Raw genomic sequence first — 23,535 nt, forward strand, 5'->3', positions numbered from 1 at the left:
CCATGCGGGTGGAGCGCCTTCTACCGCCGCCCGGTGGCAGGCATCAAACCCAGGGGTCAATCGTCATCCCCGCCAGCGAAAGCCTCCATCCGCAACGGCCGCTTCTCGCCGAGCCAGGCGGCGTGGACGGTATGGTCGCGGGGATCGTCGCCGGTCTCGGGGTGGAGCAGGATGTCGAGCCCGTTGCGGTTGAGCATGAGCCAGGGGGCGAGGGTCGCGAAGAGGTCGACCGGGAAGGCGATCTGGAACATGGCGCAGGTGTGCGGCCCGATGGGCACCGCGTGCCAGCGCCCGAGGACGGCGCGCGGAAAGAGATCGGCCACGCGCTCCCGCAGGCGGGCGGCGGCGGGTTCGGTGACGCCGGGCTCGTAATAGACATGGGCGTGGAAATCGCGGATGTCGGAGAGTTCCGGCTGCATCGGTGCTGAGTTCCTTCCCGCTCGGCGATCCTTCGTCGCGCGGCGGAGGGTAGCGCGAAACGCCCTGGCGCGTCATCCATCGCGCAGCAACACGAGGGAGGCCGATGCCGATCAGAGAGACGCTGGACCGGAGCGCGTTCAATACGAGCCTGGAGTTGCCGTTCCAGCTGCGCCTCGCCGACTTCGAGCTGGCGCTGCAGGATGTGTATGACTTCTTCTACGACGTGAACCTGCTGTTCGAGGCGAAGGGCCTGCCGCGGCTGGATGACAATCTGCGTCCGGCGATTCTGTCGGGGATGCTGTCGGACATGCTCACCGCGAGCCTCGCGAAGCATTCGCGGTCGCTGGTGCAGAACACGCACTTCAACGGCCACCCCGATCTGGTGGTGGGCGGGCGGTATCCGCGCAACGCGGCGCAGGCGGGGCTCGACGGGGTGGAGATCAAGACCACGCGCAAGCGGGGCGGCGCGGTCGACACGCATGGCGCGCGCGACCAGTGGATGTGCGTGTTCGTCTACGAGACGGACAACACAACCGAGCCCGCTCAGGCGCGGCAGGCGCTGCGGTTCACCGAGGTGTATCTGGCGCGGGTGGAGACCACGGATTTCCGCCGCAACGCGCGCGGGGAACTAGGCACGCGCACGGCGACGCTGGACCGGGCCGGCATCCTGAAACTGCGCGCCGGCTGGGTCTACAAGCGGCAGCGCGCCGAGAGCGCGGACCGCCGTCCGCGCCAGACGGAGATACGCTTCGTCTAGCTCGACGCCGATGCTCTGGTAGCCGACGGCGTTGGCCGCCGCGAGGGTCGAGCCCGAACCCGCGAAGGGGTCGAGGATCACGCCCTCCTGCCGGGGCAGCGCGGCGCGGACGATGTGGCGCAGGAAGTTCTGGGGTTTCAGCGAGGGGTGCGGCGCGATGAGGCGCTCGGCGCGCGAGGTGGGGCCGGAGCGGATGACGTCGCCGAAGGGCCGGTCCGCGCCAAGGCGGAGGAAGCCGCCGGTCTTCCAGCGGCGGAGGTTGTCCTGCACGCGGCCCTCCAGCGGGCGGCGCAGCAGCACCCACGGCTCCCACATGGAGCGCGGCATGACGCTCACATCCTCGAACTCGGTGTGGGCGTTCTTGGGGCGGTCGCCGCCGCGCATCGTCATGGTGAGGCGGATGAGGGTGCCGCGAACCTCGAGGCCGCCTTCGGCCATGGCGGAGGCGACGATGTGGGAGAGCAACGGGTTGCTGGCGACCATGATGTTGGCGCCGGGAACGACGGCGCGGCCGAGCAGCACCGCGAGGCGCAGGAAGAAGGCGTGGAGGCGCAGCCGGTCGGCGGCGCTCAGCGTGGTGAAGCGCGGCAGCGGCGCCCGCTTGTGGCCGTCGAAGGCGGGCGGGATGCGCCAGACGCCGCCACGGCCGGCGCGCAGCTTGCTCTGCTCGAGGGCGCTGTATTCGATGAGCCCGTAGGGCGGGTCGGTGATGACCGCGTGGATCGAGGCAGGCGGGCATTGCGCCAGCCAGTCGAAGCAGTCGGCGTGGTAGAGCACCGCCTGACCCTCGGCGAGCGCCGGGCCTCGGGGGGTTGGCTTCGCGGTGTCAGTGCCGGCGAGACGGTAGCGGCCACGGCCGGCGCGCAGGAAGGTCTCGGGCACGTTGAGGTTGAGGTAGGACCGCACCGAGGATGGCGACACCTCGCCGAGGCGGGCGGAGACGGCGGCGGTGATTTCCGCGAGCGTCGCCTCGCCGGCCAGCGACGCGAGGTAGCTTGTGACAGCGTCGCGTATCAATCCCGGCGGCAATGACATAGCGACTCCTGAGGCCGCGAAGCCTAGGGTTGCGACGTCTGGACGTCAAGCACGCCGGTCGTGGACGATTGGTGGGCGTCCGGTCTGAGGGTTCGGGGGTGGGTATCCGGGGTGGCTAGCCGGACACGTCCACCTCGGGCCGGTCATCGCCGCGAGCGGTCTCGGTGCGCCAGACGCCATCCGCGTCCTGGTACTCGATGTCATGGGTGTCGTCGGGCTGACGCTGCTCCGCGACCACCCGCCGCGCCGCCGCCAGCGCCTGGTCGTGGGTGGCGAAGGGCTCGGAGAAGACGCCGTCGGCGGTATACGCCCAACCGCCGTCGTGCTGTACGACCTTGTAGTGGATCCGCGCCATGTCCTGTCTTCCTCGCTGTCTGTTCCGGCGCGGGCTTCTTACCAGCGGTCAACGCCCGGTGCCATGGCGGTGCTGGAGGTGGGTTCCTCCGAGGCGGCCGGTATGGGCTACAGCGCGAGTTGAAGAGCGGGAACCTCCTGTGGGATGGGTTGGGCAGGTTCAGCGGCCTCCGTCGTGAGTTGAGCAGCAAACGCCTCCCAGTCCGTTCCGAGCGCCATATGTTCGGTTTCCATATGCGTGATGAGGGCAGGTTCGGGCGCCACCAGGATCCTGTGCCTGGACGGGTTCATTGCCCGGCCAAGATTGTAGAGGTTCAAGCCCATCCGTGCGCCACAGATCGCCGCACGATGCGGAAACGACTTCGAGCCACCCGTGCCAAGCAGCGCCTGAAGCAAGGATTTCACGGGATAGGGTGTGAAGCCCTGATACATGAGGGATATCGTGTGGTCCCAGGCACCGCCGGAGCGCATCGCCACCTTCATCATGGAGCAGTCCTCGACGAGCGCCTTCATGCGGACGCCGCAGGTTCCTGTTGTGCTGAGGGCGCGCCGCCAGGGGTGTCCGTTGACCAAGGTCACGTCGGAGCCGGACCATCCGCTCGGTACCCGATGCACGTCGTCGAACGTTACACCGTTAGGTTGCCGCGTTCCAATCAGCGCATAAAGTCCGAAGTAAGAGGCCTCCGGTAACGCCGCCGCCGCCGCCACGAGATCAGGGAACGCGCGCGGAAGATAGAGGTAGTCGTCCTCGGCAAACCACACCAAATCATCCTTGGGCCATCTGCGCGCTATCGGCAGGTCGAAAGTTGCGCTTGCAGAACCGATCGCACCCAAATCCGACCGCATGAGCACCTCGCCGGACGACTTCATCAGCTCAAGGCGATCCTCGGGTATCGGGCCGTCGTTCATAAAGATAAGTTCAGCAGTCCCTGGAACGAGTTGCTGAAAGGAGTGGATCAGGGACAGGAGCGAAAGACGCTTGCTGTAATAGTCCGGCCTATCCTTCTTGTTTTCGCCCCAATACGACCGGCTGATAATATGAAGCACGGCAGACTCCCAGCAGCGTTTGATTTTATACCCGAGTAACAATCACAAGAATCTTCGACGGCAGCGTGTACCCGCAATCGAAGCGAACATGTCATACTTCCCGGTTTTCTGTCTTTATTCCGGCTTGACCGCTCTACCACGCGGTCAAGCAAGTTCAACATGCTTCTTGTGCTTGCGGCCGCCTATTCTTTCTGGTGAGAAATAAGCCTAAGGCCTTAGAAATTCGGGAGGTCGTTTCTTCGACATCAGGCCGTGGCCCGGCCCCCGCGAGCCCAGTCCTCAGCGGTTCGCCGTCAGGAGCCGCTCGGCTAACCGAGCCGCTCCTTCGGCGCCGAAACCACCACGGATCTCCCGGCGCGTCGTGTTCCGGCGCGGGGTCAGGCTGCTCTCCAAGGCTTCGGATCGCATCTCCGCCTGGGCGGAAAGAGTGCCCGATCGCCGCCACGCCGCATGACCCAGCCGAGCCATGGCAAGCCGCAGAGCGGGGCGGCGCACGAGGCGCGCCAAGCCGTGGAACCACTGCGCCGAGGTCTGCGCCAGATAGCCGCCGGCGATTGCTCCCTCAACCTCCAAGGGTTGAGCGAAGTCGCCATAGGACACGTCGCGATAGGCCGGCATGTCGGAGACGACGGTGGCCAAGCCAAGCGCCGCGTAGTCCAGCATTTTTATTGCGGATTTGCATCTATTGAAGGGCGTGTCGGCCAACGGCGCAATGCCGATGGACCAGGGCTGGCGCCGCTGCCGGTCGGTCAGCCAGGCGACAAAGGCGGGATAGGAAAGGCCGGCGCGCGCAGGCACCTCCACCCGCCGAATGAAAGGCGGCAAGATGCCGGGGCCCGTGATGCCCACGATCTCGATCGCGATGCGGTCTCCGAAACTTTCGTGCAGGCGGGCGAGCGCGGGCAGCACGAGACCGAGATCCGCACCGTGGGTCGCGGTACCCATATAGAGGATGCGCACCGGGCCGGGGGTGACGCCGGCCTCGGCCAGAGCCTCCGCCAAGCCCGCCGCACTTGCCGACCCGGCGCCAGCCCACGGTTCAACCGGTTCCGACCACAGCCGCTCATCCAGCCCGTTCGGGATGACGCGGATCCGGTCGATGCCGCCGCGCACGAACGGCAGGAGGCGCTCGGTGAGCAACGGCGTGCTCACGTTGATCCTGTCGGCGCCGGCCAGCAGGGCGATCACCGTTTCCGCGCGCGGACCGAGCCGCTCGGACTCCGGATGTTCGGGTGGCAACTCAACCAGGTTGTCGTCCAGATCGAAAACGAGCGGCACCCGCGTGCGGGCGGCATGCGCCAGTAACGCCGCCGCCGCGGCCTGGTCCGGCACCGCGTAGCGATGGGTGACGATCAGATCCGCCTGGAGAGACAGCGCCTGCTCGGCGGTGGCGAGGGTAACCTCGATCTCGCGTCCGGCACCGGGATGAGACAGCGGCAACAGCAGCCGGATGTAGGCGCAGGGACTGAGCACGCCGATATCGAGCCGCTCCGGCACCAGGACGACGGCACGCTTGCCCGGGGCTCGTAAATCGGTAAGGCCGCGGGAGCGGGCGAGCAGAAGCGCTGACGCGGCGAGCGGGGCGCGATAGGCGCCCTCATAGAAGTTTGGCCGCCGCGCCTCGGCCGGCCGCGCCTCAGGGGGCCGCGCCTCAGGGGGCCGCGCCTCAGGGGGCCGCGGCGCACGCCGGCTAGGTGAGGCAGGAGCGCCCGCCTCGGGACGCGCCATGGCGGCAAGCGCCTCCATCCATGTTTCCGGGAACGCCTGGGGGCTGACCAGACGCGCGCGCGGGTGACCCGCCAGGCGCTGGCGGAAGGCGCCGATGTCGGAGGCGACGATCGGCCGCCCCGAGAGGATGGCGGCGGTCAGCGTATAGCTCCAGGTCTCCGGCCAGGAGGCGGGAAACCAGATCACATCGGGATCGACGCGGGCGATGAGGTCCGGCAACTCGGCGGGCTCGTAGGCGCCCGTTTCGCTGAGGCAAGGCCGCGCCTCCGGCGGAGTGGCCCGTTCGGATTTGCCGATGAGGGTGATGGCGAACTGCTCCGGCGTCGCCAGTTCGGCGAGCGCAGTCACCATGGGCGCGCCCTTGTGGTCCGCCAGCACGCCCAGCACGGCCACTCGCACCGGGCGGGACTGGGCTGCCGCGCCGAGCGGCGCCGGCTCGGGCCGCATGAGCGGCCGCGACGGGATGGCCTCGGGCATCGCCTCCAGGGGCGCCAGCACCGCACGGCGCGCGAGCCCATGGCGCGCCAGCCGGTCGATGCTGTCCTGCGTCGCGCAGAGCACACGGTCGGCGAGGCGCGGCAGCCAGGCCTGCTCGGCCCGCCAGCCGATGATGTCATGCGCCGCGGTGTCGTCGCGCGCCTGGATGCAGCGGTCGCATACGGCGGGCGCGGGCTCGCCGCAGCTCGGCCCATCGGCGACAGGCAGGAGGTTGATGCGCGGGCAGATCGCGAACCAGTCGTGGATGGTGAGGTCGAAGGGCACGTCGAGCGCCTGGATCAAGGCGCGGAGGTCGAGCCGGAGATTGACCCAGTGCTGGACATGGACGCGCGCGATCCGGAGAGGGGCGAGCAACGTCAGCACATCGGCGAGCAGGCCCGCCTCCGCTACCTGTTTATGCCCAGGGCGGGCGGCCTCCGCGTCATCCTTGTCGTCTTCGGCTTTGGGAAACTGAAGCGGAATGAGGAGTTCCGGATGGCGGCGGACGGCGGGCGCGCCCAGCCGCACCCCCTGCCCGTCCATCGTCGCGCGCAGCACCAGGAGGTTGGCGACCCCCTGGCATTGATCGGCCAGGGTGCGGACATACTGGCCGACGCCGCCATCATAGGCATGCTGAACGGTGAGGATGGTGGGCAGGCCATTGGTCGCGAAAAGCTGCAGCGTGGCGGCGATGCGGAAGGGCCGCGCCTCGTCGAGCCTGACATGAATGCCGACCCGACGCCGGTAGTCCGGCCAGCGCGCTTCCAGCGGCGCGACGCTCGCCACGCGCTCCGGCGCATTGCCGCCGAAGCTGACCTCGCCCTCATGATAGACGAAGATGTCGCAGGCGAGCAGATGACGCCAGCCGGCGGCGTTGGCGCGCATGCAGTAGTCGTTCTCCTCCCCGTAGCCGCGCCCGAACGTATCGGCATCGAAATTCCCGAGTTCGTCGAGCGCATCGCGCCGCAGGTACATGCAGAAGCCGACGGTCGTGGGCACGGTGACCGAGCGCCCGGCATTGGCGGCCAAACAGGCGGCGTCGATCCGGGCAAGCGTCTCGCCGAAGGGCAGCGGGCCGCCCTCGACCGCCGGGTAGGAGCAGAGCGTCGCGTTGTTGGAGAACGGCGATACCGTGGCGACCCTGGAGTGGCTGTAGGCGTGACCCATGAGGCGGCCGAGCCAGTCCGCCGGCACCTCGGTATCCGCATTCAGCAGCACCACGTCGCGCGCGCCGGCCTCGGCGATGCCACGGTTCACCGAGGCGACGAAGCCCAGGTTGGCCGGGTTGCGCAACAGATGGATGAAGCGCCGGGCGGCCAGACGGTCGAGATAGCGGGAAAGCGCGGGCTCCGGCGAGGCGTCGTCGATGACGATGATCCGGTGGAGCGGGCTGCGGAGGCCGGGCTTCGGGTCCCGCAGCAGGCTGCGCAGGCAGCGGCGGGTGGCGTCGAGGCCCCGGTAGACCGGAATGACGACATCGACCCGGATGCCGCTCGGCGCCGGATGCGGCGTGCCGCCGGTGATGTCGAACCGGCGCTCGGTGGGCAGGCCGAGGGTGCGGCCGGTGCGGAGGTGATACAGCAGCGGGTCGGCGGCAGCTTCCGGCACCTGATTGACGTAGAAGCTGACATCGAAGCGGGGATGGGGGTGGCGGCCCTCGCTCGCGCCGAACGCGGCATAGTGGTGGAGCGGGTTGATTCCCGCCTCGAGCACATCCGGATTCTGCAGCAGGTACCAGTCGGCGGCAAAGAAGGCGTTGGGGTTGCGACCTTCGAGAGCGCCCCAGTGGCGGTAGTGATGCAGCGGGTCGACATCGGCGGTGACGACGTCCGGATAGGTGCGGCAGTAGTATTCGGGGTCGAAATAGCGCGCCTCCGGATCGTGCGCGGCGGCCTCGGGCTGAAGTGTCAGGGCCGCCTCCGGTGCTATCGCATGGGTTGGATGCCATCCCAGCATAGCGACCGGCAAAAACTTAACGCATGCGAAACGGACATGGGCGCCTTCAGGCAAGACTCGGACCCGAAACCCGACACGGCTCCGGTACAGCCGCCGCGCCCTAACGATGGCGTGTAGCCCTTAAGTCTCTTCCGGATCGATCGCGCTCGCGATGTCGGCCTCGAGCTCCAGCAGAGCCTCGGCACGCGCGCCCTCCACCGCCTCCAGCGTCCGCAGCTTGCGACCCACCGCACGGGCGCGGGTGCGGGCGCTGGCAATCGTGCTTGTCATCGCCGACGCGTTCTTTTCCAGCTTGCCAAGCACGACATCCATGCGGCCCATCTCGGTCTTGGTCGCGCCGAGCAGCTCCCGGATCTGATCCGCCTTCTCCTCGAGCGCCAAGGTGACGTGACCCAGCTGCACAGTGCGGAGCAAAGCCGGGAACAGGCTCGGCCCCAGGATCATGACCCGGAATTCCCGGCTCATCTCCTCCAACAGCCCAGGAGTGCGCGCGGCCTCGGCATACAACCCGTCCGTCGCCAGATAGAGCACGCCGAACTCCACCGTGACCGGTGGATTGATGTATTTCTCGTGGATCTTGCGGCACTCCTCGCGCAGCCGACGCTCGAGCCCGCGCCGCGCCGCGCGCTCGCCCTCCGCATCGCCCACCTCGGCGGCGGCCACCAGACGCTCGTAGTCTTCGACCGGGAACTTCGCGTCCACCGGTAGCCAGACACGCTCGCCGCCCCGCATCGGCATGGCGACCGCGAAATCGACCATCTCGTCGTGGCCGTCGCGCAGCTTGAAGTTGGCCTCGAAGCTGCCCATCGGCAGCACGTCCTCGAGCATCGCGCGCAGCTGCGCCTCGCCCCAGCCGCCGCGCGTCTTGACGTTGCTGAACAGCCGCTTGATGTCGCCGATCTGCGCCGTCACCGCCTGCACGTCGCCGAGCGCCTTCTGCACCGCCGTGAACTGATCGACGACGCGGGCGAAACTCTGCTCCATCTGCTTCTCGACCGCCGCATGGAGTTGCTCGTTCACCACCGTCTGCATCTCGGCCAGCCGTTTCTCATTGCCCTCCCGCATCAGCGTGAGCTGCGCGTCGAGAGTGGCGCCGATGCGCCTCTGCTCCTCGGCGGCCGAGGCACGAAGCGCGTCCATCGACGTGGCAACCGTGGTGGTCGCCGCCGTGATCTGCTCGAAGGCGCGGGTAAGGGCGCCGGTGGTGCCGGACTGAATGGCGGCTGCCAACCCGCGCTCGGTTGCCGCCAGCTGCGTGCGGGTGGTGTCGCCTTCGGCGCGCAGGCCCGCCAGCAACTGCTCGTTCTGGAGGCGGAGATGGTCGCCCGCATCATCGCGCGCCCGCACGCTCGCGCGCGCGATGATGATGGCCAAGGCGCCGAGGGCGAGCGAGATCAGCCCGAGAAGAAGGGGGAGGAGAGCGGCGGCGGTCATCGCGGTCAGTATCCGGCGGTCAAACCATCACGGATACATAAGACCCCGGCGCGTCCTCGAGCACCGGAACCTCCCCGCCCGGCGCGCGGGCCGGCACGGTTTCGGCAGAGAGGCGCGACACCCAGCGCTGCCAGTCCGGCCACCAGGAGCCCGACATTTCCGTCGCCGCCGCCTCCCACACATCGGGATCGGCCGGAGTGGAGGTTGCCACCCAATGGCTGTACTTGCCGGAGTCTGGGGAGTTGACCACGCCGGCGATGTGCCCCGAGGCGGCGAGGACGAAGCGCTTGGTGCCCTTCATGTACTGCAGGCCGCGATAGGTGGACTTCCAGGGCGTGATGTGATCCTCCCGCGCCGCCAGCATGTAGGTGGGGACGTTGACCAGCGACAGGTCGATCGGCACGCCCTTCAAAGTGATTCCGCCAGGGTCCTTCAGCAGGTTCCGCTGATACATGTTGCGCAGATAGAAGCTGTGCATCGCCGCCGGCATGCGGGTGCTGTCGCTGTTCCAGTAGAGCAGATCGAACGGAAACGCCTCGTTGCCGAGCAGGTAGTTGTTGACCACGAACGACCAGATCAGGTCGTTGGCGCGCAGCATGTTGAAGGTCTGCGCCATCTCGCTGCCCTCCAGATAGCCGCGCTTGCTCATCTTGTCCTCGATGGCCTGGATCTGATGCTCGTCGATGAACACGCCCAGTTCGCCGGCCTCGGCGAAATCGAGCAGCGTCACCAGATAGGTGGCCGACTTGATCCGGCGGTCCTTCTTCACCGCCATCCAGGCGAGCGTGCAGGCGAGCAGGTGCCGCCGAGGCAATAGCCGATGGCGTTGATCGACTTCTCGCCGGTGGTCGCCTCGATCGCGTCGAGCGCCGCCAGGATGCCCTCCTGCATGTAGTCGCCGAAGTCCTTGGCCGCGAGTTCCTCGTCCGGATTGACCCAGCTCACCACGAAGACCGTGTGGCCCTGGGATACCGCCCAGCGCACGAAGCTGTTCTTCGCGCGAAGGTCGAGAATGTAGAACTTGTTGATCCAGGGCGGCACGATCAGAAGCGGGCGCTTCAGCACCGTCTCCGTGGTCGGCGCATACTGGATGAGCTGCATCAGCGGCGTCTGCCAGACGACCTTGCCGGGCGTGGTGGCGATGTTGTCGCCGAGTTTGAAGGCCTCGGTGTCCGTCATGCGGATGCGGAGCTTGCCGCGCCCCCGCTCCAGATCCGCCAGCAGGTTGGTCAGGCCCTTGAGCAGGTTCTCGCCGCCGGTCTCGACCGTCTTGCGAAGAACCTCGGGGTTGGTCAGCACGAAGTTGCTCGGGCTCAGGGCGTCGACGAACTGACGTGAGTAGAAATCGATCTTCTGGGCGACCTTGGGGTCCATCCCGTCGACATCCTTCACGACCTCCTGCACGAAGCGGGCCGAGAGCAGATAGCTCTGCTTGATGAAGTCGAAGATCTCGTTGTCCTGCCACGCGCCGTCCTTGAAGCGCCGGTCGCGCGGGTCGGCCTGGATGACGGGCGCGCTCTCCATCCCCATGATCCGTCGCGTGGTGTTCTGCCAGAGCGCCATGTAGTCCTGCCACAGGCCCATCTGCGCCTGCATCAGACGCGCCGGGTTCGACATCAGGCGCGTCGTCATCTCGATGAAGGCGGCGCCGATGTTGAAGGGGTCGGCCGATCCCCGGGCCTCCGGCTGCTCCGCGCTCTGCCGCTTCAGCCAGCCGAGCATGATCCGCTGGGACCGCTCGGCGATGTCGGTCATGGTGCGCCTGACCACTTCCGGGTCAGGGAGGCGGATGTCCTGTGCCTCAGGTTTTTCGCTGTCGGCCATGACGCTATCCTTTCCGGCATTCCGTGCTTGGGCTAGATGTCTCGCCGCTATCAAGGACGTAAGCGGGATGTTGCTAACCGATAAAGAGGGTAGGGCCCGGTGGCGCCGGGTTCAACCCGCCGTGATCCCGCATCAGCCGGGCGCGAAGCGCGGCAACCGGGCGGCGGCTGTGGGCCTGCATCCGGGCGCGACGCTCGGGCTTGGCCTGGTGCTCATGCTCGGCGGCTGCAGCAACTTGCCCGGCCGGGACGATCCGGTGACCTGGTGGCATCACCTGGAGGGCGGCGCGATCGCGCAGAACCGGCCGCCGCCGCCGAACCCGAACGCGCCGTTCCCGAAAATCGCCGACCAGCCGACGCGGCCGGCCGGGATGCCCGACTGGGAATGGAACCAGCTGAGCGCCACGTTGGCGTCGCAGCGGGCGGAGGCACAGGCCTACGCGGCGCAGAACCCGATCCCGACCCTCGCCCAGCCACCGGCAGCCCCGGCCGCCATGCACCGGCCAGCGCCGGCACGCGCCCTGCCGCCACCCGTCCCCTCGCCGGCGGCCTCCTCCGCCACGCCCCCGGCGGACACGGGGCAATCCGCAGCGACGGTCGCCGAAATCCAGCGGCTGGCGGCAGCCCCCGGCCCTGCCGGAAGCGCCGCGCCGCCGCCATCGGCCGCCGCCGTCGCGACCGCGACCGCCAACGCCGCCAACCCCTCCGGCGCCTCGAGCCTGACCTTCCAGGGGCCGAGCGCCTCATCGCACACCTCCGGCCCGCGCAGCGTGCCCGTCGATGCCGGCTCGCCCACCGCCAGCGCCGCCGCCGCGGCGACCCACGTCAGCTACTTCGATCCGACCAACGGCCTCAGCATTCCCGGCGCGCTGAGCCCGGTGGAACAGCCCGACGAAGCCCATCCGCCGCCGGTGCCGGCCAGCGTGCCGGTGCCCCCCACGGTCCCCGGCTTCGCCATTCCCGCGGTCCCCTCGACCTACGTGGCGCCGGTCCCCCTGCCCGAGCCAGCCCCCTATGTGCCGCCCGCGCCGCTGCCGCCGGTCGCGCCGGTGCCCATCCAGTTCGCGCCGCACTCGGCCGTCCTCACGCCGCCGATGCAGCAGGTGCTGCTGCATCTGATCCAGGCCGGCGCAGGCGCCCGCATTGCCGTCACCGGCTTCGGCGACGCACGCAGCGACTCGATTACCGAGCAGGCCGCCGCCATGCCGCTTGCCCTGGAACGCGCCCGCGCCATCGTGGTTCAACTGATGACGTACGGATTCACCGCGCATGGGATCAGCGCCGGCGCGCGCGCGCTCGGCAGCGGGGGCCTCGCTCAACTGACGGATTGAGCCTGTCGTGGATTGAGCGCCGGGGGAATTGGGCCTAACGGCTGCTCCGCCGCATCGTTCCACCTCCAGCTTCACCTCCAACCGGATCGCCTGCCATGGTCGAAGAGTTCCACCGCATCCGCCGCCTGCCGCCCTATGTGTTCGCGGAGGTCAACAAGGCCCGCGCCCAGGCCCGCGCCGAAGGCGTGGACATCATCGACCTCGGCATGGGCAACCCCGACAGCCCGACGCCGCCGCATATCGTCGCCAAGCTGGTGGAGACGGTGCAGGACCCGCGCACCCATCGCTACTCCGTCAGCCGCGGCATCGCCGGGTTGCGCCGGGCGCTGGCGGGCTACTACCAGCGGCGCTTCGACGTGACGCTCGACCCCGAGACCGAGGTCATCGCGACGCTCGGCTCGAAGGAGGGTCTGGCGAACCTGGCGGCGGCGATCACCAGCCCGGGCGACACCATCATGGTGCCGAACCCCTCCTACCCCATTCACCAGTTCGGCTTCATCATCGCGGGCGCCGCCGTGCGGAGCATCCCGGCCACGCCCGACGACGACATGCTGCGCGCCATCGACCGCGCGGTGCGGCACTCGGTGCCGAAGCCCACCGCGCTGATCGTCAATTTCCCCTCGAACCCGACGGCGCATCTCGCGACGCTCGATTTCTACCGCGAACTGGTGGCGCTCGCCCGCCGGCACGAGTTCTTCATTCTCTCCGACCTCGCCTATGCGGAGATCTTCTTCGAGGGCGAGCCGCCGCCCTCGGTGCTGCAGGTGCCGGGCGCGCGGGAGGTGACCGTGGAGTTCACCAGCCTGTCGAAAACCTACTCGATGCCCGGCTGGCGGATGGGGTTCGCCGCCGGCAACCAGCGGCTGGTGACGGCGCTGGCGCGGATGAAATCGTACCTCGACTACGGCGCCTTCACGCCGATCCAGGTGGCGTCGGTCGCGGCGCTGAACGGCCCGCAGGACTGCGTCGACCAGATGCGGGCCCTGTATCGCGAGCGGCGGGACGTGCTGGTGCCGGGATTGGCCGCCGCCGGCTGGGAGGTGCCGAGCCCGCGCGGCTCGATGTTCGCCTGGGCGCCGATCCCGCCCCGTTACGCGCATCTCGGGAGCCTCGATTTCGCGCAGCTGCTGCTCGACCGCGCCCGGGTGGCGGTCGCGCCCGGCATCGGCTTCGGCGAACACGGCGACGGCCATGTGCGGATCGCGCTGGTCGAGAACACGCAGCGGCTGCGGCAGGCGGTGCGCAACATCCGCACCTTCCTCGGCAATGACGGCAACCAGCCGCCTCTGCCGTCAGCATCGGGGGTGACGGAAGCCGGGGGCGCCGAAGCGTCCCCGTCGAAGGTGCCGGCATGACGGAAGCGTTACGGGTCGGGCTGGCCGGGCTCGGAACCGTCGGCGCCGGAACCCTCGCGCTGCTGCGGCAGAATGCGGCGATTGTGACCGCGCGTGCCGGCCGGCCTGTCACGGTGACCGCGGTCTCCGCGCGCGACCGCAGCCGCGACCGTGGCGTCTCGGTCGAGGGCCTGACATGGCACGACGACCCGCTCGATCTGGCGACGGACGCGGCTGTCGATGTCGTGGTCGAGGTCATTGGCGGGAGCGAGGGCGTGGCGCCCGCGGTGGTGCGGGCGGCAATCGCCGCGGGCAAGCCGGTGGTGACCGCGAACAAGGCGCTGCTCGCGCTGCATGGCGGTGAGTTGGCCGCCGAGGCCGAGGCGGCCGGCGTGCCCCTCGCCTTCGAGGCGGCGGTGGCCGGCGGCATCCCGGCGATCAAGGCGCTGCGGGAGGGTCTTGCCGCCAACGAGATCCGCGCGATCTCCGGCATTCTCAACGGGACGTGCAACTATATACTGACGGTGATGCGCGAGCAGGGGCGCGATTTCGCCGAGGTCCTCGCCGATGCCCAGGCGCTGGGTTACGCCGAGGCGGACCCGGCCTTCGACATCGACGGCGTCGATGCGGCGCACAAGCTCGCCATCCTGGCCGCGCTGGCCTTCGGGCGGCCGGTGGACTTCGCGGCGCTGCATGTCGAGGGCATCCGGCGGGTAAGCGCCTTGGACATCGCTTTCGCCAAGGAGCTGGGGTTCCGCATCAAGCTGCTCGGCATCGCGAAGCGGCAGGATGGCGGGGTCGAGATGCGGGTGCATCCGGCGATGGTGCCGGAGGGCGAGCCGATCGCGCAGGTGGACGGCGTCTTCAACGCCGTGGTGGCGGAGGGTAATTTTTCCGGGCGCGTCATGCTGATGGGCCGCGGAGCCGGAGCCGGACCCACGGCCTCGGCGGTGGTGGCGGACCTCATCGACATCGCGCGCGGACGGCTGACGCCGATCTGGGGCGCCGAGGGCTTTGCCCTGGAAACGCTGCCGGCGCTGCCGATGGCGGCGCATAACGGCGCCTACTACCTGCGGCTCATGGTGCTCGACCGCCCGGGCGTGATCGCCGATGTGACGGCGGTGCTGCGGGATGCGGGCGTGTCGTTGCAGTCTATGCTGCAGCACGGACGGTCGCCCGGCGAGGCGGTGCCGATCGTGCTGGTGACGCACGAGACGAACGAGGCGGCGATGATGACGGCCCTCGCCGAGATCGCGGCGCTGCCAGCCGTGCTGGAGCCGCCGGCGCTCATCAGGATCGGCTCGGCTTAACCAGCAGCCCGAAGTCTCCGCCGCGCCGACCGCGACAGCCGAGCCCGGCGCGTGGCGCGGGCTCACGTACCCGGGGCACCAGAGCAGGACGCGTGCGATCTCCAGTGCGTTGCAGCATCATGTCTGCGACGATCACAATGGACGAGCCCCCTGACGATGTGGAGCAAGCCCCTCCACCGAAAGCCGGTGTTCGATCAAAACGAGGCGGAGGTCCGCTACCGTTGGCATAGGTCGCAGGCTACCCGTACGTGGAACTATCAACTTTGCGTTCTAAGCTTGTAATGATCGGCGAAGACGTTGCTCGCATGGTTTGCGCTTCTCCTAAGCCTCGTAATCTTTACCATTACGATGTTGGATCTTTTTGGAATGGTTGTTCACGATGAACCCGGGTCGTGCTCCCGTTGGGCAGTATCGGTCCGCAATATGTTAAGTGGCGTGCGCAGGAGTACGTTCATTGATTAACTTATCCGGTAGAATTTGGCGTCGCGTTGCAAGTCTACCCTCCGACATTGCTTTGGGCATGACCAACGTGGCTCCCGTTTCTTCATATCTCGATCAGCGCCGGACGGCTCTCGAAGAGAGATATATGGGTGCAAGCCCTCTCAGTCCTCGTGAGGCCGAGGTCGTGGACGGCCTTCATCGGGACGGTTTCTTTGTTACCTCTCTGGAGAATCTGGGTGTAGCGGAGGCCGAGAACGTCCCCATCCTGGAGAGCGGCGCGAGGATCAGCGAGGTGCTGGCGAACCGCGCGGACGCGCCGAATACGCCCCATCCCGCCGCCATCTGCAACCAGCCCGGCGATCTGCTCGCCAACCCGATGATATACCGTTGGGGCCTTCACCCTACGCTGTTGCGTATCGTCGAGAGTTATCTGCGCCAACCGGTGGCGTATGATGGCCCGATCGTGTTCTACACCGAGGCCAACAAGGCGGAGGAAGGAACCCGGAAATGGCACCTCGACCGGGAGGATCGCCGGGTCGTGAAGGTGGCGCTATACCTCCACGACGTTGATGAGGAAACCGGACCGTTCGAGATATTTCCGCGGATGCCGCAGAATACCGACGGGCGTTTCAAATATCCCGTGGTCGCCACCGCGACGCTCGAACGTCTGCTTGGTCTTCAACCGAACTCGATGGAGACGGTCACCTGCACGGGACGCGCCGGAACGCTTATTTTCGCGGAAACCGGGCGTTTCTATCACCGAGGGAAGCCGCCCACGAGCAATCACCGGGCTGCAATCTTCTACGGCTATTTTGCCCGGCCTCCCCGCAACCCGTTCTATTGCGAACGCTCAAGGCTGTCGCGGGCGCAGATCATGCAGCTGATCGGAGGCCTGTCGTCCGAGCAGCGCGCGAGCGCGTTGTGGCGGGATGTCCTCCCTTGGCCTATCCGTCTCATTCCGGCCAGCAAAAGGTGAGCTGAAGACAGGTGTCTGCCTTGACGACAGCGGTGAGTTGTCCGAACGCCTGACCCCATTCGCACGCTCGACCGGCCTGCCAGATCTCCCCGCTTGCCTATGCGGGCAGAGCGGCCAAAGCGCGTTCCGCCGGACGCGCCGGCGTCTCTTGTTCGGGATCTGTGATCTTGAATTCGCTCACCAAGCCGCTCAGCGCGAACGCCTCCAAGCGCAGGCTCGAACTCTCGGCCGCCGCCTGCTCGACAATGCCGAGATTCTGCTGCGTTACCTGATCCATCTGGCTGACCGTCATGTTGACCTGAGCCAGGGCAGTCGCCTGCTGCTGCGCCGAAGCGGCAATATCGCCCACCAGATCCGTCAACTGGCTGATCTGGCCGGTGATGCGGTGCAACGTCCTGCCGGTTTCCTCCACAAGTTGAGCGCCCTTCCCAACCTGGTCGCTGGATTCGGAGATGATAATCTTGATCTCCTTGGCGGCATCCGCGGATCGCTTGGCCAGCGCTCGCACTTCGGTTGCCACGACCGCAAAACCCCGACCGGCATCACCCGCCCGCGCCGCCTCGATCCCCGCATTGAGCGCCAGCAGATTTGTCTGAAACGCAATCTCGTCGATCAGGCCGATGATGGCGGAGATGCGTTCGGATGATTTCTCGATGCCCGCCATCGCCTCTACCGTATCGCGCACCACGCTGCCCGAGGCGGTGGCATCCGCATGCGCCGCCGCCGCCAGTTTCGCCGCACTACCGGCATTCCCGGAGGTCTTGCCGACCGTTCCCGTGATGTCGTTCAAGGTCGCGGCGGCACTTTTCAACTGGTTGGCCTGCTTCTCGGTCCGCGCTGCCAGGTCGGCGGAAACTTCCTGCATGGCATTGATGTTCGTTTCCACCGTGCGGGTACTGATCATGACACGGCGAATGGTCCCGTCCATCTTGGCTGAGGCCTGGTTGAAATCCATCCGCAACCCTTTGAAGTCGTTGCTGAACCATTCGGTGATCCGCCACGTCAGATCGCCATTGGCGAAACTGATCAAGGCCTTCGCCAGCGCCCCAACCACCAGGCGCTGGTCAAGGCCGGAGGCCTCGAAGCGGGCTGCCACGTCCCTAAGTTTGGTATCCAGTTCGTTGTGAAACTCCGCGGCGGCCAGTTCGAGCTTTCGCCGTTCCATGGCGTTGTCCTTGAACACCTGCACGGCGCCCGCCATCGCGCCAAGCTCGTCCGTGCGATCGAGGCCCGCGATCCTTACGTCCAGATCGCCGTCCGCCAGGTTCCGCATGGTCTTCGAAAGCGCCGCAACGAGCTTTGAAACCGATTTGCAGATGAGAAAACTTAACGCGATGAGCCCGAGCAGAAGCGGGACGAAAATCCAGGCAAGATGGATCGCGCTCGTCGCCAGCTCAGCGTTGAGATCGCTGACATAGAGCCCCGTCCCGATGACCCACTGCCATTCCGGCACGGCCATTGCGTAAGAGATTTTGGGTTCCGGCTTGGCGCCAGCAGTCTTTGGAAAATAATAATGGTGGAAAGCCGGCTTCCCTGCAGCCGCGGCGAGGATCATCGGCTGAAAGACGACCGTGCCATAAGGGTCCTTGTAGTTGGCGCAGTTGGTGCCCACCAGCTTCTTGTTGGGGTGCACAAGCACCATCGATCCATATGTCATAACGAAGTAGTAATTCTTCCCGTCATAGCGGGTCGTGGCAAGGGCATGGAGCGCGCGCCGCTGTGCCTCTGCGGTCGTCAAGGTGCCGTCTTTTGCTTCCTGCACGAAGGATTCTGCAACGGAGACACCAACTTCGACAATCCGCTCAACCTCCGCCTGTCGGTCTGAAACAGACCGGCCGTAGCTTTGGTTCAGCGCCACAGCCATGCCGCTGATCGCCAGTAACACGCCGAGGCACGATATCAGGATAAGCTGCCGCGTGATCGAAACACGAGAGAACATGCTGGGTCCTTGCCGTTCGGACTGCGCAGTTTCCCGGGCAGTAGGCCCTTCTGCGCGCATGCGGACGGTCGTCTCCCGATAAACCATAGAAATTAACGAACCCTTGATCGTGTTGGCCAACCGGCGCTTTGAACCGGACAAGCGTGCCGGCCGATCATAGCGAGGCCGCGGTGCCCATCCGCTGAGGCTGGCTCCGGGCGGCGCACGAGAGCGAGCCTCGGTTCCGAATCGGGCGCGCCTGGGGTAGGCTCTCGCATCGCCGCCCCACGGACCAGAACACGAGGACACCCATGGCCCTCCAGACCCCGCAGCATTCCGACCGCAACCTCGCCCTCGAACTCGTGCGCGTCACCGAGGCGGCTGCCATCGCCGCCGCACAGTGGACCGGCCGCGGCAACAAGAACGCCGCCGACGGCGCGGCCGTCGAGGCCATGCGTCATGCCTTCGACAGCGTCTCCATCTCCGGCACCGTCGTCATCGGCGAGGGCGAGATGGATGAGGCGCCCATGCTCTACATCGGCGAGAAGGTCGGCCAGGGCGGCCCTGAGATGGATATCGCCGTCGATCCGCTCGAAGGCACCGAAATCGTCGCCAAGGGCGCGGCGAACGGCATGGCGGTCATCGCGCTGGCCGACAAGGGCCGCTTCCTCCACGCGCCCGACATCTACATGCAGAAGATCGCCGTCGGTCCCGGCCTGCCGCAGGGCGTGGTCGACCTCGACGCGCCGACCGCCGAAAATCTCCGCAATCTGGCGCGCGCGAAGAAAGTGGATGTCTCGGACCTCGTCGTCTGCCTGCTGGACCGCGAGCGGCACGATGAGATCGTGGCCGAGTGCCGGCGGGCGGGCGCGCGCATCATGCTCATCTCGGCGGGCGACGTGGCCGGCTGCATTGCCACCAGCAGACCCGAGGGCGGGGTCGACATCTACCTCGGCTCCGGCGGCGCGCCCGAAGGCGTGATCGCGGCGGCGGCGCTCCGCTGCGTCAACGCCCAGATGCAGTGCCGCCTGCTGTTCGAGGACGACAGCCAGATCGAGCGCGCCCGCGGCATGGGCCTCACCGACCCGCACCGCAAATACGGCATCCACGAAATTGCCGGTGGCGACGTGATGTTCGCCGCAACCGGCGTGACCACCGGGCCGATGCTCCGCGGCGTGCTGCGCAGCGAGGGCAACGGCGCGGTAACCCACTCGGTCGTAATGCGGAGCAAATCCGGCACTGTCCGTTTCGTGGAAGCACATCACGACTTCACCATTAAGCATTGGTCCCGCGCGTGAGCGCACGGGACGGGCAAACACTGGTCCCGGGCCTAGGACGCTGAGCGCCCTCGCCTCCCGGCCGGAGCCGGAGCCGGAGCCGCCTGACGCGGTTCTGGGGGTGGAGCGCAGCCTCGGCGGCCGTCGATGGCTGTGGCGGGTCAATAGCGCCGAAACCGCATCGCAGCTGGGCCTCGGCATCGCCCAGCGCCTCGACGTGCCGGAGATCGTCGGCCGCCTGCTGGCGCTGCGCGGCATCGGGATCGAGCAGGCCACGCACTACCTCACGCCGACGCTGCGCGCCCTGCTGCCCGACCCCTCGACCCTCATCGACATGGACGTGGCGGCGGCCCGGATGGCGCGCGCCGTGCGCGAGGGCGAAACCGTCGGCGTCTTCGGCGACTACGACGTGGACGGGGCCTGCTCGGCGGCACTGGTGACGCAGTTGCTGCGGGGGCTGGGCCTCGTGGTCCATACCCACATCCCCGACCGAGCGACGGAAGGCTACGGCCCCAACGCGCCGGCGCTGTGCGGCCTCGCGGACAAGGGCGCGACGTTGATCATCTGCGTCGACTGCGGCACCGCGGCGCATGAGACCTTTCCGTGCCTCACCGGGCGCGCGGAAGTCATCGTGCTCGACCACCACAAGGCGGAAGGGCCGCCCCCCCCGGTTCTGGCGACGGTCAACCCGAACCGGCTTGATTGCGCCTCGGGCCAGGGGATGCTCTGCGCCACCGGGATCGCCTTCCTCACCGCAGTGGCATTGCTGCGCCATCTGCGGCGCGACGGCGTCTTCGGGCCGGAGCGCGCCGAGCCCGATCTGATGGCCCTGCTCGACCTCGTGGCGCTGGCAACGGTTTGCGACGTGATGCCGCTGACCGGGCTCAACCGCGCCTTCGTCGGCCAGGGGCTGCGCGTGATGGCGCGCGGGGCGAGGCCGGGGATCGTGGCGCTGCTGGAGGTGGCACAGGCGAAGGGCGTGCCCTCGACCGTCACCTGCGGGTTCGCCCTCGGGCCGCGCATCAACGCCGGCGGCCGCGTGGCCGATGCGGGCCTCGGGTTGCGGCTGCTGCTCACCGAGGATGCCGAGGAAGCGCGCGAGATCGCCGAGATCCTCGACAGCGTGAACCGCCAGCGCCAGCAGATCGAACTCGGCGTCATGGATGAGGCGATGCGGCTGGCCGAGGCGCAGGTGGCGGCGGGGCATGCCGTGCTGCTGGTGGGCGGAGCCGGCTGGCATGCCGGCGTGGTCGGCATCGTCGCGGGCCGGCTTAAGGAGAAGTTCAACCGCCCCGCCTGCGTCATGGCGATCGCCGACGGCCGGGCGACGGGTTCCGGACGATCCGTGCCGGGGCTGGACCTCGGCGCCGCGGTTCTGGCGGCGCGTCAGCAGGGCTTGCTCGAGCGCGGCGGCGGGCACGCGATGGCGGCGGGCTTCACCTTGGCCGAGGCGAGCGTGCCGGCGCTGCACGCCTTCCTCGACGAGCGGCTGGCGGCGGCATCCGCCATGCCGGGCGCGGCTGCTCTGGCGGTGGACGGCGTGCTGACGGTACGCGGGGCGACGGTGCCGGTGGCCGAGCATCTGGCGCGGCTGGCCCCCTTCGGCCAGGGCAACGACGAGCCGCTCCTGGTGCTGAGCTATGCAAGGGTGAGCCGGGCCGAGCGGGTCGGGAAGGACAGCGCGACCGTGCGGGCATTTCTGGAGGGCGAGGATGGCGGCCGGCTCAAGGCGGTGCTGTTCCGGGCGAAAACCGGCGCGTTGGCGGAGGCTATGCTCGACCCGGGGCGGCGGCCTCTGCACCTTGCGGGTTATCTGCGGGCCGAGGAGTGGAACGGAACCGTCAGCGCCAGCTTCATGGTGCAGGACGCGGCCTACGGCTGAGGTGCGGCCGTGCGTGGGGCTAGGCGGGCAGGTTTGCGAGGGTGGATTGCCGGTTCCGGGGTTGATTCGGAACCGAGGCTCGGCTACCCAGCACGCCCTGGCGTGCCGTTTATCTGCGGTGCGGTAGGAGTTGCTCGTCCCGTTCGTCTAGAGGCCTAGGACACCGCCCTTTCACGGCGGTAACACGAGTTCGAATCTCGTACGGGATACCAGCCTGTTCCCCAAGTTCGGCGAGGTTCAGTTTTCGGTAGTGGTCCCAAGAGGAACACTACGACAGGGGAACACTACGACGGTTAATCTCCTGCTCGGTTGCTTTGCGCACAAACTCCGTCCGGTCTTCTCCGTCGCGCAAAACGCCGGCGATGCGCTCAAGTGTTCCCTCGCCAGAACGGCCAGAATCCTATCAGCCTATAACTTCTTGCGCCCCATTGGCCGGCTTCTGCCTGCCTGATCGCCATGCGTCAAAGATGGCTACAAATCGCAGCCATCCCCGCCCGTTTGTGAATCCTACGGGCTGAACGTCCCGGCCTTCTCCGCGGCGGCTTCCGCAGCGCCAACATTCTCAGCCGCGGCGAGTTCTCGCTGGTCGTTGAACCTGCCAATCGCTTTGGAATACCGGGCTTCGGCACGATTCACGGCTTCCTGCGCGCGCTCCACAGCCCGCTCATCCCGCGCTTCTCTAGAAGCGGTGCCCCGGGAGGCGTATCCCCGGCCGTATCCGCCGTGGCATCCGTGCGCCCCATGACCCCCGTAGCCGTGTGCCAGGCACATCGTCGCCGACAGCATCAAGCCAAACCCACCAAGAATAGCGCTCCGCATCGTAGCCCTCCCTGAGTAGCCGCTCTAACGGCGGCGTAAGGGAGCCTATGGCGGCAACGCAGGCCTTGTGGAGTCATCATTCGGAAACGTCAGACGGTCGGAACTATCCTTCTCTCGTCAGCATCTTGGACAGCTTGACCCTCATGGGCGGTCGCGCAATAGGCGAACAACAAGAGGGCGAGGCTCAATGCCTGATGCTACCACTGCTCGGGCAACGGGCGAGATTCGCGCACTCACCGGGATCAGGGGCGTTGCCGCGGTTCTTGTGGTTCTCTACCACTTCGACCTCTTCCATGTCGCCTTCTCCAAGCCGCCGACCCGATTGCTTGCTCACGGCTACCTAGCCGTTGACCTGTTCTTCGTTCTGTCTGGGTTCGTGATGGCGCTGACCTACGCTCGCCTTTTCAGGCCGGTGATGACCCGCGCGGCCTATGGCAAGTTCCTCGGCGCTCGGTTCGCCAGGGTCTATCCGCTCTACCTGATCGCGACCGTGGTTGCCTTTCTGCAAGTCCACTACGTCTTTCACGGCTTCATTGAACCCGGACGTGCTCTCCTCAGCGACGCGCTGATGGTGCAGAATCTCGGCGCTGGCTGGGCGTGCGCCGGATGTGGCGACAACCTGCTGGCCCCCGCTTGGTCCATCAGCACCGAGGCTGCGGCCTATCTGCTTTTCCCGGTCTTGGTGTCAATTGCCCTCTTCCGGTCGCGAACCGCCAGCTACGCAGCCGCTGCTGCCAGCGTGGTCGCGCTGATCGCACTCTGCATCGTGCCGAACAGCACCCGGGGTGCCGGACTCCTCAACATCTTCTCAGGCAATGCGCCGGCGTGGCCGCTCATCCGGTGCCTCGCCGGCTTTATGCTGGGGCTCGTCGCGTATCGCGTGTCGTTGAGGATTGCCGCGGCCCAACGAGGTCTGGGCATGGATCTTGCGCTCCTCGGAGCACTCACCGCGCTCTGGTTGGTGCCTGACGCCGATGTCGCGATCGTCGTGCTGTTCCCCCTGCTCATCCTCAGATTTGTACCGACACCTCCCCACTCGCGCGCGCCCTTGGGGCCAGGGTGCCCTATGCGCTCGGCCAATGGTCCTATGCCATCTACCTAATCCACTGGCCGGTGGCTCAGTGGACGCCGGCTCTGTCGCGGTGGCTGTCGTGGCCGGTGGCTTGCGTGATCACGCTCGCCGCAGTCATCGCCCTTGCCGCGCTCGCGTTCCGAT

The 23,535-nt window shown here is 67.4% G+C and carries 14 protein-coding genes, 1 tRNA gene and 1 pseudogene; 8 read left to right on the forward strand and 8 right to left on the reverse strand.

The window, feature by feature from the left end; genetic code table 11:
• Window positions 1-56 precede the first annotated feature (56 nt).
• The 7 genes and pseudogenes from ACOEQ1_RS10035 to ACOEQ1_RS10065 all read right to left on the reverse strand — a co-directional run bounded on the left by ACOEQ1_RS10035 (window position 57) and on the right by ACOEQ1_RS10065 (window position 11,032).
• Entirely contained in the window at window positions 57-419 is a 363-nt protein-coding gene (locus ACOEQ1_RS10035) for a DOPA 4,5-dioxygenase family protein (RefSeq protein WP_419759108.1), read from the reverse strand.
• 629 nt (window positions 420-1,048) lie between these two features.
• The gene (locus tag ACOEQ1_RS10040) at window positions 1,049-2,212 is read right to left on the reverse strand and encodes a DNA-methyltransferase (RefSeq protein WP_419759109.1); all 1,164 of its coding nucleotides are present in this window, start codon (window positions 2,210-2,212) and stop codon (window positions 1,049-1,051) included.
• A gap of 115 nt (window positions 2,213-2,327) precedes the next feature.
• Complete coding sequence (locus ACOEQ1_RS10045; protein WP_419759110.1) at window positions 2,328-2,567, reverse strand: DUF2188 domain-containing protein; 240 nt, start codon at window positions 2,565-2,567, stop codon at window positions 2,328-2,330.
• A gap of 107 nt (window positions 2,568-2,674) precedes the next feature.
• Complete coding sequence (locus ACOEQ1_RS10050; protein ID WP_419759111.1) at window positions 2,675-3,475, reverse strand: hypothetical protein; 801 nt, start codon at window positions 3,473-3,475, stop codon at window positions 2,675-2,677.
• Window positions 3,476-3,892: 417 nt separating this feature from the next.
• Entirely contained in the window at window positions 3,893-7,774 is a 3,882-nt protein-coding gene (locus tag ACOEQ1_RS10055) for a glycosyltransferase (protein WP_419759112.1), read from the reverse strand.
• A 120-nt stretch (window positions 7,775-7,894) separates the two neighbouring features.
• Window positions 7,895-9,208, reverse strand: coding sequence for a DNA recombination protein RmuC (locus ACOEQ1_RS10060; RefSeq protein WP_419759113.1), 1,314 nt, complete (start codon window positions 9,206-9,208; stop codon window positions 7,895-7,897).
• 19 nt (window positions 9,209-9,227) lie between these two features.
• Window positions 9,228-11,032 (reverse strand): annotated as a pseudogene (locus ACOEQ1_RS10065) (PHA/PHB synthase family protein).
• Window positions 11,033-11,153: 121 nt separating this feature from the next.
• On the opposite strand from ACOEQ1_RS10065, the gene ACOEQ1_RS10070 reads away from it, so the two are divergent.
• The 4 genes from ACOEQ1_RS10070 to ACOEQ1_RS10085 all read left to right on the forward strand — a co-directional run bounded on the left by ACOEQ1_RS10070 (window position 11,154) and on the right by ACOEQ1_RS10085 (window position 16,423).
• Complete coding sequence (locus ACOEQ1_RS10070; protein ID WP_419759114.1) at window positions 11,154-12,362, forward strand: hypothetical protein; 1,209 nt, start codon at window positions 11,154-11,156, stop codon at window positions 12,360-12,362.
• A gap of 95 nt (window positions 12,363-12,457) precedes the next feature.
• Window positions 12,458-13,717, forward strand: a complete 1,260-nt coding sequence (locus tag ACOEQ1_RS10075; protein WP_419759115.1) for an LL-diaminopimelate aminotransferase — start codon at window positions 12,458-12,460, stop codon at window positions 13,715-13,717.
• Complete coding sequence (locus ACOEQ1_RS10080) at window positions 13,714-15,006, forward strand: homoserine dehydrogenase (protein WP_419759116.1); 1,293 nt, start codon at window positions 13,714-13,716, stop codon at window positions 15,004-15,006. The genes ACOEQ1_RS10075 and ACOEQ1_RS10080 overlap by 4 nt, the downstream gene beginning before the upstream one ends.
• Before the next feature lie 586 nt (window positions 15,007-15,592).
• Entirely contained in the window at window positions 15,593-16,423 is an 831-nt protein-coding gene (locus ACOEQ1_RS10085) for a hypothetical protein (RefSeq protein ID WP_419759117.1), read from the forward strand.
• Between the two features lie 97 nt (window positions 16,424-16,520).
• Here ACOEQ1_RS10085 and ACOEQ1_RS10090 read toward each other — a convergent pair whose 3' ends face one another.
• Window positions 16,521-18,362 carry a methyl-accepting chemotaxis protein gene (locus ACOEQ1_RS10090; protein ID WP_419759118.1) on the reverse strand — a complete coding sequence of 614 codons (1,842 nt, stop codon included), beginning with the start codon at window positions 18,360-18,362 and terminating at the stop codon, window positions 16,521-16,523.
• A gap of 290 nt (window positions 18,363-18,652) precedes the next feature.
• On the opposite strand from ACOEQ1_RS10090, the gene glpX reads away from it, so the two are divergent.
• The 4 genes from glpX to ACOEQ1_RS10110 all read left to right on the forward strand — a co-directional run bounded on the left by glpX (window position 18,653) and on the right by ACOEQ1_RS10110 (window position 23,421).
• Window positions 18,653-19,639 carry a class II fructose-bisphosphatase gene (gene glpX, locus ACOEQ1_RS10095; RefSeq protein WP_419759119.1) on the forward strand — a complete coding sequence of 329 codons (987 nt, stop codon included), beginning with the start codon at window positions 18,653-18,655 and terminating at the stop codon, window positions 19,637-19,639.
• 100 nt (window positions 19,640-19,739) lie between these two features.
• Window positions 19,740-21,500, forward strand: coding sequence for a single-stranded-DNA-specific exonuclease RecJ (gene recJ / locus ACOEQ1_RS10100; protein WP_419759120.1), 1,761 nt, complete (start codon window positions 19,740-19,742; stop codon window positions 21,498-21,500).
• A gap of 136 nt (window positions 21,501-21,636) precedes the next feature.
• A tRNA-Glu gene (locus tag ACOEQ1_RS10105) sits at window positions 21,637-21,712 on the forward strand.
• 794 nt (window positions 21,713-22,506) lie between these two features.
• Window positions 22,507-23,421, forward strand: coding sequence for an acyltransferase family protein (locus ACOEQ1_RS10110; protein ID WP_419759121.1), 915 nt, complete (start codon window positions 22,507-22,509; stop codon window positions 23,419-23,421).
• Window positions 23,422-23,535 lie beyond the last annotated feature (114 nt).

This window comes from Acidisoma sp., from assembly GCF_965199065.1.
In the GTDB taxonomy this organism is placed as follows: Bacteria; Pseudomonadota; Alphaproteobacteria; order Acetobacterales; family Acetobacteraceae; genus Acidisoma.